The 14,735-nt window shown below is 37.0% G+C and carries 14 protein-coding genes; 5 read left to right on the top strand and 9 right to left on the bottom strand.

The features are described from left to right. Positions 1-24 precede the first annotated feature (24 nt). Positions 25-744 (bottom strand): RluA family pseudouridine synthase, encoded by a 720-nt coding sequence (locus JN11_RS15805; protein WP_144914101.1) that lies wholly within the window; start codon positions 742-744, stop codon positions 25-27. A 205-nt stretch (positions 745-949) separates the two neighbouring features. Between JN11_RS15805 and JN11_RS15800 the strand changes: the two genes are divergently transcribed. Beyond that, positions 950-1,315 carry a hypothetical protein gene (locus JN11_RS15800; protein WP_144914099.1) on the top strand — a complete coding sequence of 122 codons (366 nt, stop codon included), beginning with the start codon at positions 950-952 and terminating at the stop codon, positions 1,313-1,315. Positions 1,316-1,378: 63 nt separating this feature from the next. On the opposite strand, the gene JN11_RS15795 is transcribed toward JN11_RS15800, so the two are convergent. From JN11_RS15795 to alaS, 4 genes are all read right to left on the bottom strand, one after another. Next, on the bottom strand, positions 1,379-2,068 hold the full coding sequence (locus tag JN11_RS15795; RefSeq protein WP_144914098.1) for a response regulator transcription factor: 690 nt from the start codon (positions 2,066-2,068) through the stop codon (positions 1,379-1,381). A 77-nt stretch (positions 2,069-2,145) separates the two neighbouring features. Continuing rightward, positions 2,146-3,288 carry a TlpA disulfide reductase family protein gene (locus tag JN11_RS15790; protein WP_144914096.1) on the bottom strand — a complete coding sequence of 381 codons (1,143 nt, stop codon included), beginning with the start codon at positions 3,286-3,288 and terminating at the stop codon, positions 2,146-2,148. Positions 3,289-3,408: 120 nt separating this feature from the next. Continuing rightward, on the bottom strand, positions 3,409-4,878 hold the full coding sequence (gatB, locus tag JN11_RS15785; protein WP_144914094.1) for an Asp-tRNA(Asn)/Glu-tRNA(Gln) amidotransferase subunit GatB: 1,470 nt from the start codon (positions 4,876-4,878) through the stop codon (positions 3,409-3,411). A gap of 218 nt (positions 4,879-5,096) precedes the next feature. Further along, on the bottom strand, positions 5,097-7,787 hold the full coding sequence (gene alaS / locus JN11_RS15780) for an alanine--tRNA ligase (RefSeq protein WP_144914092.1): 2,691 nt from the start codon (positions 7,785-7,787) through the stop codon (positions 5,097-5,099). A 137-nt stretch (positions 7,788-7,924) separates the two neighbouring features. Here alaS and JN11_RS15775 point away from each other — a divergent pair, with 137 nt between their 5' ends. The 4 genes from JN11_RS15775 (at position 7,925) to JN11_RS15760 (ending at position 11,115) form a co-directional block, all read left to right on the top strand. Further along, complete coding sequence (locus tag JN11_RS15775) at positions 7,925-8,260, top strand: MerR family transcriptional regulator (protein WP_144914091.1); 336 nt, start codon at positions 7,925-7,927, stop codon at positions 8,258-8,260. Positions 8,261-8,314: 54 nt separating this feature from the next. Then, positions 8,315-8,812 carry a DUF4131 domain-containing protein gene (locus JN11_RS15770; protein WP_144914089.1) on the top strand — a complete coding sequence of 166 codons (498 nt, stop codon included), beginning with the start codon at positions 8,315-8,317 and terminating at the stop codon, positions 8,810-8,812. A 183-nt stretch (positions 8,813-8,995) separates the two neighbouring features. Further along, positions 8,996-10,423 (top strand): ComEC/Rec2 family competence protein, encoded by a 1,428-nt coding sequence (locus tag JN11_RS15765; protein WP_144914088.1) that lies wholly within the window; start codon positions 8,996-8,998, stop codon positions 10,421-10,423. Positions 10,424-10,479: 56 nt separating this feature from the next. After that, on the top strand, positions 10,480-11,115 hold the full coding sequence (locus JN11_RS15760; RefSeq protein WP_144914086.1) for a hypothetical protein: 636 nt from the start codon (positions 10,480-10,482) through the stop codon (positions 11,113-11,115). 79 nt (positions 11,116-11,194) lie between these two features. Here the strand turns inward: JN11_RS15760 and JN11_RS15755 are convergent, their stop codons facing one another. The 4 genes from JN11_RS15755 to JN11_RS15740 all read right to left on the bottom strand — a co-directional run bounded on the left by JN11_RS15755 (position 11,195) and on the right by JN11_RS15740 (position 14,584). Beyond that, positions 11,195-11,812 carry a hypothetical protein gene (locus JN11_RS15755; protein WP_211360791.1) on the bottom strand — a complete coding sequence of 206 codons (618 nt, stop codon included), beginning with the start codon at positions 11,810-11,812 and terminating at the stop codon, positions 11,195-11,197. A 98-nt stretch (positions 11,813-11,910) separates the two neighbouring features. Continuing rightward, complete coding sequence (gene bioA / locus JN11_RS15750; protein WP_144914084.1) at positions 11,911-13,176, bottom strand: adenosylmethionine--8-amino-7-oxononanoate transaminase; 1,266 nt, start codon at positions 13,174-13,176, stop codon at positions 11,911-11,913. Continuing rightward, on the bottom strand, positions 13,173-13,613 hold the full coding sequence (locus JN11_RS15745; RefSeq protein ID WP_144914082.1) for an NUDIX domain-containing protein: 441 nt from the start codon (positions 13,611-13,613) through the stop codon (positions 13,173-13,175). Before JN11_RS15745 ends, bioA begins: the two co-directional genes overlap by 4 nt. After that, a complete protein-coding gene (locus JN11_RS15740) occupies positions 13,613-14,584 on the bottom strand; it encodes a cation diffusion facilitator family transporter (protein ID WP_144914081.1) in 972 nt (323 codons plus the stop codon). Before JN11_RS15740 ends, JN11_RS15745 begins: the two co-directional genes overlap by 1 nt. Positions 14,585-14,735 lie beyond the last annotated feature (151 nt).

Raw genomic sequence — 14,735 nt, 5'->3', positions numbered from 1 at the left:
TGAGGTTGATGCCAATCAGGATTGTTAACTGTCAAACTTCTCCAACAATTTCAACAGCGTTTCAAAATCCTTTGGATAAGGTGCGTGAATAGTTGCAGGTTCGCCATTTACAAGCTTAAAGCTTACTTCAAAGGCATGCAGGGCAAAACGTTTCATAATAGGTTGTTCTTCCTGGTCTTTACCCAAAACGTATTTGCGTTTTATTTTAGATAAAAATACAGGCTGACCTTTATACATTTCATCCCCGGCAATAGAAGCACGTTGGGTAGCTAAATGAATACGAATCTGGTGCATACGACCGGTTACCGGGCGGCATTCGACCAAAGTATAATGTTTAAAGTATTTTAACGATTGGAACCAGGTTTCGGCCCTTTTACCCTCCTGTCGGCTAATAGTTACATTGCCTTTACCAACATTCAGTATAGGTAAATCAATTAACAGATTTTCAAAAACGTGGGTGCCGTCAATAATGGCATGGTAAACTTTTTTTACCTGGCGCTTCTCAAACTGCATAGATACTGTGCGGTAAGCTTCTGGATTTTTGGCTATAATTAACGCCCCTGAGGTCTCTTTATCTAGGCGGTGGCATATCTGCGCATCTTCCGAATATCCTTTCGCTAAACGCAGCATATTGATCTCACCGCCTTCGCGTTCATCCAGCGAACTGATAAATGGTGGTTTATTAACCACTATAATATCATTATCCTCAAACAAAATCAGGTCGGCAAACTTTGGAACTTTCATAAAACAACAATAGCCGGCAAAAATACGGTTATTAATACAGATAAAAGATACCGCAAAAGTAAAAGCTTACAAATAGCCTCATTTTGTATTTGCCTGTTTTAATATACACATTTTTGGCAATTTGTAAACTGATTTATAGGGTAATTTACTATGGAACACTATTTGTAAACTGGTTTATATAAAATATCTAACTATCAAAAATATCATGAGTACAAAATCAACCCAGCCTGAAGAAAAGGGATTTTTCGAAAAGGTAAAAGAAACGATTGAAGAATTTTGGGACGGAACCAAAGATAAAGCCGAAGACCTTAAAGAAGCTGCCGAAGATAAATATGACGATTTAAAAGAAAAGGTAACCGCTAAAAAGCCCGCTGCCAAAAAGAAAGTTACAACAGCTAAACACGCAGTTGCCGATAAAGCCCACGCAGTAGCCACTAAAACAAAAACCGCAGCTGCAAATGTAAAAGCCAAAACTGAAACAAAAGCGAAAGCTGTTACTCCGAAAGCTAAGGAAGAGACAGCTGTTAATAAAAAAACTACTGCCCCAAAGAAAGCTTCAGTATCACATTAAATTAAACATAAAAAAAGCGCCGTAAGTAAACTCCGGCGCTTTTAATATTATATCACAATTAGTTTATGCTTCAAATTTGTAGCCTACACCTTTTACAGTTGCAACACAGTCATCACCTAGTTTTTCACGCAGTTTCCGAATGTGTACGTCAATAGTACGGTTAGTTACCACAACCGAGTCTTCCCAAATGTTTTTCAGGATCACCTCACGGGTGTAAACCTTTCCCGGTTTCGATGCCAGCAAGTAAAGCAGTTCAAACTCTTTTTTAGCCAAAACCACCTTTACGCCACGTTGATAAACCAAATAAGCTTCGCGGTCAATAACCAGGTCGCCAATTTCCAGTTTATTGTCTACAACATCTTCTGCAGGGGCATTACGGCGCAGTATGGCATTTATACGGCTAACCAAAGCGCGCGGCTTTATCGGTTTGGCAATATAATCATCAGCACCAACGTTGAACCCGGCAATTTCTGAGTATTCCTCACTTCTTGCAGTTAAAAATACCATAAAAGTATTTTTAAACTCTGGCATGGTACGCATAATACGGCAAGCTTCAATACCGTCCATTTTCGGCATCATAATGTCTAGTACAATCAGATCAGGTAATGATCTTTTTGCTTCAGCTACCGCCTCTTGTCCATTACGTGCTAAAAATACCTGATAGCCTTCCTTTTTCAGATTATATTCAATAAGCTCTAAAATATCCGGCTCATCATCAACAATAAGAATTTTCTGTTTGTTAGAGTTACTCATCAAGGTTGAATTTTTGCGTAAAAGTATGCGCAAAAATGAACAAAATGATTAAGTATATATTAACAAATTGTTAAATGTTACTTTATTTTAACGATTTGTTGAGACTTATTAAATGTTTTGTTTAAAAATTCTTCAAGATCAGCTCCTGTTACGTTTTTGGCAATGATAACACCTTGTGGATCAATAATAAAGTTTGATGGGATAGCCTCTATATGGTATAGTTTTTCTGTGGGGCCTTCAAAATTCTTCAAATCTGAGCCGTGTTTCCAAGTTAGTTTATCCGCATTTACAGCTTCCTGCCATTTGGCTTTGTCCTGATCTAATGAAATACCTAAAATATTAAGTCCCAATTTATTATAAATAGCATACTGTTTTACCACATTTGGATTTTCAGCACGGCATGGTGCGCACCATGACGCCCAAAAATCAAGCATCACATATTTGCCTTTATAGTCAGATAATTTAATAGTGCTGCCATCAATACCATCAATGCTGAAATCCGGCGCCTGGTGACCAATAGAAACAGGCCTTATCACATTCATTTGTTTGGTAAAACGTTGTGCGGCTGGGTTATCTTTAAAATCGTCTTTTATAGCATCCGCATAAGCAATCATTTGTTGCTCATATTTTGCCGGATCTAATGAGGTCATGGCATAAAAACCGGCAAGTGAATGTTTATTTTGATCAACAAACTTCATAACAGCGGCACTATAATCACTCATGATATTCATAAACAATGGTTTATAAATACTAATTAATGAGTCCGATTCCTTTCCAATAGCTTTTGCTTTGTTCTGGTATTCCTCGCTTATCTTACCGCTTTTTTCGGCATAAAAGTTATTAATCTTATTAAATTCTTTAATTTTATCAGATTCTGCTGAACCTGTAATTTGATAGGCACTCGTTTTATCAGTTAAACTGGTCGAAAAATCAATATCATCACCATTTTTAGCTATAAAGTCAAAAATAGTTCCACCTAATCTTAGTTTAAATAAATTGGCATAAGGAGCAGCATGTTTAAACTGAAATTTGCCCTGTTCGCTTAAATTAGCAGAGTCAATAACCGATATTTGCGTACTATCCGCTTCTAGCAAATATATTTTTTTCAAACTTCCAGGATTAGTTATGGTACCCGAAATTTTAAAAGCACTATTGTCCTTACACGAAAAAACAAATACGGATAACAGGATAACACTGTATAAAATTAAATTCCTTTTCATTTAGATTTATATTTTTTTATATTAAATTCAGATCAGACTTTGAGGCGATAAAAATGAGCAATATATAATTATCGATTATCACCACATTCTCATATCTTAATTCTAATGTTTAGTCGTTTTTTATTTAGCTTCTAATTCTTTTATCAATAGCTGGTTGGTTTTCTGCGGATCGATTTTTCCTTTTGAGCTTTTCATTATCTCTCCCATAAATAAACCTAAAACGCCTTTTTTTCCCTTTTGATATTCAATTACTTTGTCCGGAAACTTAGCTAATGCTGCCTGGATATACAGTTCAACATCATTTTTATCAGTATTAATAAAGAGGTTCAATTCAGTAGCCAATTCTTCTGCGCTTTTAGCACTGTTTTTAACCATGGCAGGGAACAGTTTTTGTGTAGCAGATGAATTATTAATCTTACCGCTATCTATCAGGCTTATTATTGATGCTAAACCCGCAGGTTTTAAAGTAAAATTATTGATGCTTATTCCCGATTCATTTAAATAAGACTTAACCGGGCCCATTAACAGGTGAGCTGCTGATTTATAGTTTTTTGTATGTTTAATCAGTTCCTGAAAATACAAAGCAAAATCTCGGTCTGAAGTAATTATAGTAGCATCATAATCAGATAGTTCCAGCTCAGTAGTATACCTGTTATATAGCTCATTGGGTAATTCGGGCAGGCTTTTACGTATTTGCGCTACATATTCTTCGTTAAGTACCAATGGGGTAAGATCAGGCTCAGGGAAATAGCGATAATCATTAGCCATTTCTTTTGAACGTAATACAGAAGTTTCGCCGGTATCTGCATTAAAATTCAAGGTGTTTTGGTCGATGTGACCGCCAGCTTCAATAACGCTGATCTGCCTTAAAAACTCATGCTCTATTGCTCTTTGTACATTACGGATAGAGTTTAAATTTTTCACCTCACAGCGGTTCCCGTATTTTGATGCACCTTTCAACCTCACCGAAATGTTTGCATCACAACGTAAACTGCCTTCTTCCATATTGCCATCGCAAATATCAAGATAACGTACCAGCTTGCGTATCTCAGTTAAAAACTGCCCCGCCTCTTCACTGCTTCTGATGTCAGGTTGTGTTACTATTTCAATTAAAGGTACTCCTGCCCTGTTCAGGTCTATCAATGAATCTTCATGATGCTGGTCATGCATACTTTTACCGGCATCATCTTCCATGTGAATATGATGGATAGCTATATTTTTTGAGGTACCATCAGCCAGTCTTACCAATACACTTCCACCTATGCAAATAGGTTCATGATCCTGCGTGGTTTGGTAACCCTTAGGTAAATCAGCATAAAAATAGTTTTTACGTGCAAAATGATTGCGCATGTTAATGGTGCAATTACAAGCTATGCCCATTTTTACTGCATACTCCACCATCTTTTTATTGATGCGTGGCAAAGTACCTGGATGCCCTAATGAAATCGGACTCACATGCTGGTTTGGACCCGCACCAAAAGCAGCCGAATCTGAAGAAAAAGATTTACTTAATGTGGATAGCTGCGCATGAACCTCTAACCCTACAACCAACTCATACTGGTCACTTATCCCTGGTGTAACACTTGTCATAAAATAAAATTAGGCCACGGTTTATAGCCCTTAATGCAAGCCAAATATAAAGTTATTACTTATTAATGATAATATAAATTTTATTCGGGCATCAAATTTGAAATTAAACACAAAACGGATAATCAATCTGATAAACAATTAAAGCAGATATTACAATAATCTTAAAATCAGGTAAAAGTTTGCTTGTTTAAACTTTTACCCGAATAAAATAGAAAATACTACCCAACAAACGTCTTCGCTTTCTCCAATGCTTTCTCCAACCCACTCACATCACTCCCACCGGCAGTAGCAAAAAACGGCTGACCGCCTCCACCACCTTTAATTTCTTTGGCTAGTTCGCGCACAATAGTACCAGCATTCAGGTTTTTATCTTTAACTACGTTTTCGGCAATCATTACGGTTAGTGATGGTTTACCATCAATGTCAGCTGCCAGTACCAGGAATAAATCCGAAACGATGTCTTTTACCTGGTAAGCCAGGTTTTTAATGGCATCAGCATTCGGCAATTGGACCTTTTGGGCGATGAAGTTGATACCATTGATTAACTCAGCTTTTTGCGCCAATTCATTTTTTAATCCTGATGATTTTTCGAGGATCGATTTTTCGATCTCCTTTTTCAGGCGATTATTTTCATCCAGCAAACTTTCAACACTTTTTGAAAGGTCTTTTGGATTTTTGAGCAGTTCTTTTAACTGTTGTACCAGTTTGCTTTGCTCGTTGATGTAGTTTTCAGCAGCAATACCCGTAATGGCCTCAATACGACGAACACCGGCAGCAACAGCGCTTTCTGATACTATTTTAAAGAAACCGATTTGCCCGGTAGCTTTAACATGCGTACCTCCGCAAAGCTCTTTGGAGAACTCATCATCAAAAGTAATTACGCGTACATATTCACCATATTTTTCACCAAATAGTGCTGTTACCCCGCTGGTAATAGCAGTTTGATAAGCTACGCCGCGCTCTTCTTTCAGCGGAATATTTTCGCGTACCTTTTCGTTAACAATAGCTTCTATCTGAGCAATTTCCTCATCGGTTACCTTGGCAAAGTGCGAAAAATCGAACCTTAAATACTCAGCGTTCACTAACGACCCTTTTTGGTTCACATGGTTGCCAAGTACTTGTTTCATAGCTGCATGCAGCAAGTGCGTGGCACTGTGGTTGCTTTCAGTACTTTGACGTTGTGTTGGTTCAACGATGGCTGTTAAGGCATCTTCTACATCGTCAGGAATCTTATCCACATAATGAATAATTAACCCGTTTTCCTTTTTGGTGTCAGTAACTTCAATCACCTCACCATCCGGGAACACCAATTCGCCTTTATCACCTACCTGGCCACCACTTTCTGCATAAAATGGTGTTTTATCCAGCACTATCTGGTATTGCTCTTTACCTTTTGCTGTAACCTTGCGATATTTTACCACATGGGCAATACTTTCGGTTTCATCATAACCGGTAAATTCAACCGTGTCATCATCTCTTACAATAACCCAATCACCAGTATCAATGGCTGTTGCGGCACGTGAGCGGGATTTTTGTTGCTGTAAGGCTGCTTCATAACCTTCCATATCCACAGTGAATCCTTTTTCCCTTGCCATTAATTCGGTCAAGTCGATAGGGAAACCATAAGTGTCTGACAATTCAAAGGCATTGCTTCCACGAATTTTTTTACCATAAGTTATATCTGTGATTGTTCCTGCAGGATGTTCAACACTTGTAATTGCTGCGAAATCGGATGTTAACTCGTTAAATCGTTTAATTCCTGATGATAGAGTCCTCAAAAAAGAAACCTCCTCTTCCAAAACAACCTTCTGCACAAAGTCTTTTTGAGTATACAACTCATCAAATACCCCTTTAAATTGATCGGCTAACAAAGACACCAATTGGTTTAAGAAAGGTTCCTTAAACTCTAAATATTGATATGAATACCTGACTGCCCTGCGTAAAATACGACGGATCACATAACCTGCTTTATTATTTGACGGCAATTGCCCGTCAGCAATAGCAAAGCTGATGGCTCGGATATGGTCGGCCATTACACGCATGGCTACGGCATCGTTCCAGCCCTCTTCGTTTGGTTTTGCTTCGCTTTTATAAGTCTTACCGCTTTTCTCCGCAATAAACTGTATCAATGGTTGAAAAACGTCTGTATCGTAATTTGATGTCTTTCCCTGTAATACTCTCACCAATCTTTCAAATCCCATTCCTGTATCAACATGTTTAGCAGGTAAAGGTTGTAGTGAGCTATCTTTCAGTCTGTTAAACTGCATAAATACATTATTCCAGATCTCAATAACCTGGTCGTGATCTGCATTCACCAATACTGCACCGCTAACCTCAGCGCGCTCGTTATCCGGCCTGCTATCATAATGAATTTCTGAACACGGTCCGCAGGGGCCAGTTTCGCCCATCTCCCAAAAGTTATCTTTTTTGTTACCGGGCAATATGCGGGCCTCATCAACATATTGTTTCCATAGATTGTAGGTTTCAGTATCTTTTTCGAGACCTTCTTTTTCATCACCCTCAAAATAGGTCACGTAAAGCCTGTCTTTAGGCAGTTTATAAACTTCAGTAAGCAGTTCCCAGCTCCAGGCAATAGCTTCTTTTTTAAAGTAATCGCCAAAGCTCCAGTTACCCAGCATCTCGAACATGGTATGGTGATAGGTATCAATACCCACTTCTTCCAAATCGTTATGCTTGCCCGATACTCTTAAACAGCGCTGTGTATCCACCGCACGTGGAAATTTCGCCGCTTCTTCACCCAAAAATATCGACTTAAACTGGTTCATCCCCGCGTTGGTAAACATCAGCGTAGGATCGTTTTTAATCACAATAGGTGCCGATGGAACGATAACATGTCCCTTAGAAGCAAAAAAATCCAAAAAAGTCTGGCGTATCTGTGTAGCTGTCATAGTTTGCAAAGGTAATTATTAGTAGGAAAGAGCGAAAGTCCGAAAGAATATGTTTACATTTTTATAATGCCACTACCTTTATAACTTTTCTGGCCTCCTGTTTTTTTAACTTTCAAAATTAAAGTATAACTTTGCATATGCCTTATAAAGAACGAGAAATCAGTAAGATGTATTACACCATGGGTGAGGTTGCCATCCTATTTGATGTAAACCAATCGTTGATAAGGTTTTACGAAAAGGAGTTCGATGTTCTACAGCCCAAGAAGAATAAAAAAGGCAACCGCTATTTTACTCCGGAAGATATTGACAACTTGAAGATCATCTTTCACCTTATTCGCGATAAGGGATATACTCTTAGTGGTGCCAAGGAGTATCTGAAAAATAACATGTCCGAAAGCATGGATAATTATAAAGTAATTAGTTCGCTCGAAAATCTTAAAAAATTCCTAATTGAAGTGCGCGATCAGTTGTAATTATTGATCTAAAGGCTATCTTTATTTTCTGAATAAGATACCCTTACCTTGTCTATGATTGCAAATCACAAAGGTGAAATCCCCATAGTTGTTTTACTCCTACCTTTTTTGTTGGGAATTGGTTTCGGTATCCATCTACTGTCTGCTGCTGATACACGCTGGCTAACATTGGTATTTGTATGTTTAATTGCAGCCTTTATCCTGCTAAATTTCAATTACAATCGCTTTAAACTGTATAAAAAACGTTGGCTAGGTGGGATATTGATTACAACCATCCTTTTCGTATTTGGCTGGCTTTTGGTTATTAATTATAAAGAGTTAAACAACAAAGATCATTTCAGTAAAGCCCCATCACAATACCTGCTGATAAAAATTAATAACGAACCTATTTTAAAAAATGGATTGCTTCGTTTAACTGCAGATGTGGAAGAAAGTATCAATAAAGGAAAAAAGGCACTGGTAAGCGGTACTTTACTGATCGCTATAAAAGATACAGCTGCTAAAAACCTCTATTACGGTGATGAATTGCTTATCCCGGCAAAATATAATTAGGTTGAACCTCCATTTATTCCGGCTGAATTTAATTACAAAAAGTACCTGTCCAATCAAAATATATTTTACCAGGCATTCTTTTATCCTAAGCAATTTGTACTAATCCGGTCAAATACAGGTAATCCCTTAATTGCTTACTCTTTGCGCCTGCGGCAGCGGCTAGTTGAAAAATTGAAACTCAACATGTGCGATACTAATGCTATCGCCGTAGCGTCAACCTTAATTTTAGGATACAAAGCCGATTTAAGTAATGATGTTTTACAGGCATATTCCAAAACAGGTACGGTTCATGTGTTATCAGTTTCAGGTGCGCATGTGGCTATTATTTATGCAATGTTGGCTGTAATGCTTGGCTTTTTGGATAAGTATAAGCGTGGTAAGCTGATCAAAGCATTCATTATCATCTTGTTAATCTGGTACTATTCCATGCTCTCTGGTTTTTCTCCGGCAGTTTGCCGTGCCGCAGTGATGATCAGTATGGTAATTATCGGAAAAACCTTTAGTCGATACATTAATACACTAAATATACTGGCTATTTCTGCTTTTGTATTACTAATTTATGATCCGTTTTTTATAACTGATGTTGGTTTCCAGCTCTCCTACCTAGCTGTATTTGGCCTCATTGTGTTTCAACCGCTAGTATATAAATGGTTTACGGTTAAAAATAGATGGCTTGATAAATTATGGGCCTTATGTTCGGTATCTATAGCAGCACAAGTTATTACATTTCCCCTAAGTGCCTTTTATTTCCACCAGTTCCCGGTTTATTTTTTAATCAGTAACCTTTTTATTGTTATTCCCTCAACCATTATAATGTACTCAGGTATTCTGTATTTGTTACTGCCCAAAATCCCTGTCATATCGGTATCGATAGCCCTTATTCTCGAAAAAACAATTATTTTAATGAACAAAGGTTTAGCTATTGTTGAGCATACTCCCTACGCAAGTATTAATAAAATATGGATTACCGTATCAGAATATTTGTTATTGTATATTATCATCATCACTTTGTTTTCTTTCCTTTATTATAAAAAAAACCGGCTGCTCAAATCTTCTTTAATGGCAGCTTTGCTCTTTTCTCTCATTTTTAACATAAATTATATTATGTTAATCAGAAAAGAAAATATAACCTGGCTAAACCTCAAAAAGCATAAAGGAATTATCTTTAAATATGGTAATGCTGCAATTGTCTTGTCCGATCTTAAACCTGTTGATAAGGTATATCAATACTCCATTCAGCCATACCTTGATAGTTGTAGGGTTAATAATACCAGAGTAATTCAAATGAATGAGGATATGCATATTGCCTGGTTTCGGAAAAAGTATAACTACATCCAATTTTTTAATAAAAAGATATTTATTGCAGACAGGCCACTCCACAATCAAAAACAAACAAATAAATTATTGGTTGATTATGTTTATCTTTCAGATTATCAAAAAAATACACTAAATGATTTGAATAGAAATTTTAAATATGATTTACTACTGGTTGATGCCGGTTTCACAGATAGAAAGCTAAATACCATTAAACATCAGAGCGATAGTATGAATATTGATTATAAAATATTAAAACGTAACAATTCGATTATTTCTGTATCTAAAGGAGAGTAATTAAAATTTGTATCTTTAACTAAGAAAAACTAAATTGTACTAACAAATCTAAATTTATGAATATTAAATTTTTTAACGTTGCACTTGGCATTTCGCTTACAGCAACTATCTTTAGTGCCAGTGCACAAAAAATCTATAAACAAGGGGTTATTTCTTACAGTACCGAAATGCGCGGTCAGCCTGCAGATGTAAAACAATACTTTAGTGCTGATTCATCTGCAACGGTTGTTACTGTAGGTCCAGCCAATGTGAAAATTTTAACCGATGCCAAGCATGATTATTTAGCAGTTTTAATTGATGTGCCTGTTGCATCTATTAAAAAAGCTGGTATTGCAACTCCTGCCGAACTTGAAGAAGGAATGGCTGCTTTACCAACCTTTACCTATACCCCTACTACTGAAGCCAAACAGATTTCGGGCTTTAATTGCAAAAAAGTAGTAGCTAAAGATAATAAAAGCGGCAAAACCTACGATATCTGGATCACTAATGATATCAGCGTTCCAACCACTGCAATACCTTTCTATTATACAGCAATTGGTGGTTTCCCTGTACAATACACTGCTTTTCAGCAAGGCCAGGAAACTAGCATAACCATTTCAAAAGTCACTGATGATTCTGCACCTGCCGGAACTTATGGAATTTCTAAAGATTATGAAAAAGGCTCATTGGCTGATCTTAATCCAGGAGGATAAATAATAAAAAGATCGGCTTTTTAATTGAAAAGCCACTTGAAACTTCTTCAAGTGGCTTTTTGTTGAATTGTAATATGTATTAAGCGTAAGTGTTTACCTCTGTACTTAAAGCCTGTACCCATTTGTTAAATAAAGTGCTTTCAAACCTAACCGCTTTTTCTGCATGTAATTCCCAATCAGGCGAAAATTGCTTTAATTGGTTGATCATCTCTTCCAGATGTCCCTCCTCTTCCAGAATAATTGATTTTACATTTACCTTACTCCCTGCATTGTCCAAAGCATCCTGATAAACCGGATAAAGTTCATCTGCACGAACTTCAATGGCATAGGTTACCAATAAATAAGCTGCAAAGCGTAATTCCTTGCCAGTAAGGCCTAGCTCGGTTTTTAAATAACGACAAATATCAATGTCCAGTTGATTTAAATAATACTTGCTGTACCCCGGTGCCATTAAATATTCAGCAGCATAGGTAGGGCAAAGACCAACTCCAGTTTTCTCCAATTGTTTTTTAAGATAGAAAGCATGGCGGTGTTCCTCTGCAGCATGTTTTAATATAATGTAAGTAACCGTTAACGGGTCTTCACTTGCAGATATCTTTCTGGCTCCCGTGTTTTCCATTAATGAAAGCGTATTTAGCCATTTTGCATGAAGTTCATTATCGGCAATAATTGTTGAAAGTATTTTATTCAATTCCATAGTATCATTTTATTGATTTCACTGATTTTGGAGAATGATTACACTGATTAATTCGATGATAAATCAGTGTAGTAATTCTGTCATCGGTGAAATCATATTTAAATTTCATTCAGTGCCTGCTCAATTTTGCTGTAAATGTAAGCTAGTTCAGCATCTGTAATGCAATATGGGGGTAAAATGTAAATAATATTTCCTAAAGGGCGCAGTATAATTCCGGCATCAATAAAGTAATTATATAAAGTATCTCTCAGCGAACTAAAGTATGATGTGTTATTACCTGTCTCCCACTCCATTGCTATGATGGTTCCGGTTTGTCTTATCGCTTTTATTTTAGGGTGACTTTTAATTTTAGCAGCAAATTGCACATGTGAAGCTTCTATTCTTTTTATGCTAATAGCTGTCTGTTCATCCGTAAACAAATCCAAACTAGCTAATGCAGCCGAACAAGCTACAGGATTAGCAGTAAATGAATGCCCATGAAATAGGGTTTTAAGCCGGTCATCACTCAAAAAAGCATCATAAATAGCCTGTGTACATGTGGTTAATCCTAATGCCATAGTGCCTCCGGTTAAACCTTTTGAAAAACACATAATATCGGGCAGTTCATTTACATGGTTACACGCAAAGGGTTTACCTGTGCGGCCAAAGCCTGTAAAGACCTCGTCAGCTATCATTAAAACGTCTTCTTTGCGACAATGAGCCATCAATTGGTCAAGCTGTTCAGCCTTATACATCAACATTCCGGCAGTACCCTGTATTAATGGTTCAAAAATAAAACAGGCCGTTTCGTCTTTGATTTTAGAGATTTGAGATTTGAGAGCTTTGATGTTTGAAGCATCAGGTAAATCAATAAATTCAACCTCAAATAAAAGCGAGTCAAATGGCGCCGTAAAAGCGCTGCGGCCACTTACGGCCATGGCACCAAATGTATCCCCATGATAAGCATTCTTAAAGGCTATAATTTTGTTCCGGCCCTGGCCTTTATTATGCCAGTATTGCAGGCACATCTTTATAGCAACCTCAATAGCCGTTGAACCATTATCTGAATAAAAAGCTTTTTTTTGATTGATTGGCAGTAGGTTAAGCAGTCTTTCAGCAAGCTCAATTGCTCCTTCATGCGTAAAGCCTGCAAATATAACATGCTCCAATTTTTGGAGTTGCTCTGCTACTTTTTTGGCGATGTATGGATGTGCGTGCCCATGAATATTCACCCACCACGAAGATATCGCATCGATATACTTTTTACCATTCTCATCAAAAAGACAAGTTCCTTCGCCCCTAACAATAGGTATAGGCGGCTGGGCCGTTTTCATCTGCGTATAGGGATGCCATATGACTTTTAAATCCCTCTCAACTAAACTCATATATTATTTAATAAAAGTTTTACAACTTGCTGGTCTGTCGGAAACAGAAAGTCATCCAACTTAAGTTCTTCCAGTTTTACCCATCTAAAAGCCTGCAACACATCTCCTTCGCCATCAAAATCAAAAACTTTGGTTTTAATAATTAAGTTAACGGGCTCCATATTTTTAACCTTATAATAAACACTAATTATCTGCGAATCGTTAAATGCTGATTTCACAAAGAAATCAGTTGTATAAAAATGGTTGGTTATTTCCACTTTCAAATTACATTCTTCCATAAACTCACGCTTTAACCCATCAACCAGGCCTTCGCCAGCTTCCAAACCGCCTCCGGGGAATTTGGTAAAACGAATACCATACTCTTGTTCATCGCTGATTAATACTTCATTATGTTCATTTACAAGCAACCCGTAAACACGTACATTAAATGGATACATTATTCAAAGTGTTTTTTATTCCGGATGATCTTATCCATTGTCCAGCTAATGTTTTCTGTTTTAGCCTCAGACCGTATCGGACAGTTAGGCATACTGCAATAATGGCAACATTCCGGTAAACAAGGATCGGTATGGATAAATAATTCTGTTTGGGTTACTTCTTTGTTTATCAGCTTGTCAACCTGTTTTACTTCATTATGTACCTGAACAAGGTTGAAGTAATTGGGTAAAGTTAAATGACAATCAATATGCAGTTCGTGTCCATACTTTTGTGCCCTGAAATTGTGAATATCAATCCATTCATCCCTCCGTTGCTCATTTAATACCTTTACAACTTCTGTTACAATAGCAAAATCAGTTTCATCCATTAAACCGGAAACCGATCTGCGGATAAGTCTATAACCACTGTATAAAATATAGCCTGCTACCAGGATAGATAAAGCACTATCCAGCCATATTATTTTAGTGAAATTAATCAATAACAAGCTGACAACCAAACCAACGCTGGTAACCATATCCGTAAGCAGGTGTCTGCCATCTGCTTCAATGGTGATGGATTTAAGCAGTTTACCCCTGCTAATCATATAATAACCCAAAGCACCATTAATAGCCCCAGTAATGCCAATAATAATGGCACCCGTTAGTAAATCATGAATAATGGTTGGGTAAAATATACTATAAACCGACTTAATGATGATAATTACGCCTGCAATACCAATCAGCGAGCCTTCAATAAAAACCGAAAAATATTCAACTTTGCCGTGACCATATGGATGGTTTTCATCCCGTGGTTGTGAAGCCAGGTAAATACTGAAAAAGGCGAAAGCACTGGCTAAAACATTTACAATACTTTCGGCAGCATCAGTAAGCACAAAATTTGATGCCGTTAAAAGATATGCCCCGAATTTGGCAAGCATCAGAACTATACCGGTTATTAAAGAAATAAGTATAATTCTTTTGTGCTCTTTCAAGATGATTTGATTTGTGGGCAAAAATAGGAATAACAGCGGTATTTTAAGACTGAAACTGCTAGTGTAATAGCATAATAATAAAAAAAAGTAAATAAATGATTAATAACTAAGGACTAAGACTTTTGACTTTTCTATATTTGCCGCAATAACA

It is taken from the genome of Mucilaginibacter frigoritolerans, assembly GCF_007830615.1.
Taxonomy (GTDB): Bacteria; Bacteroidota; Bacteroidia; order Sphingobacteriales; family Sphingobacteriaceae; genus Mucilaginibacter; species Mucilaginibacter frigoritolerans.
This window is presented reverse-complemented; position numbering and strand designations above follow the sequence as displayed.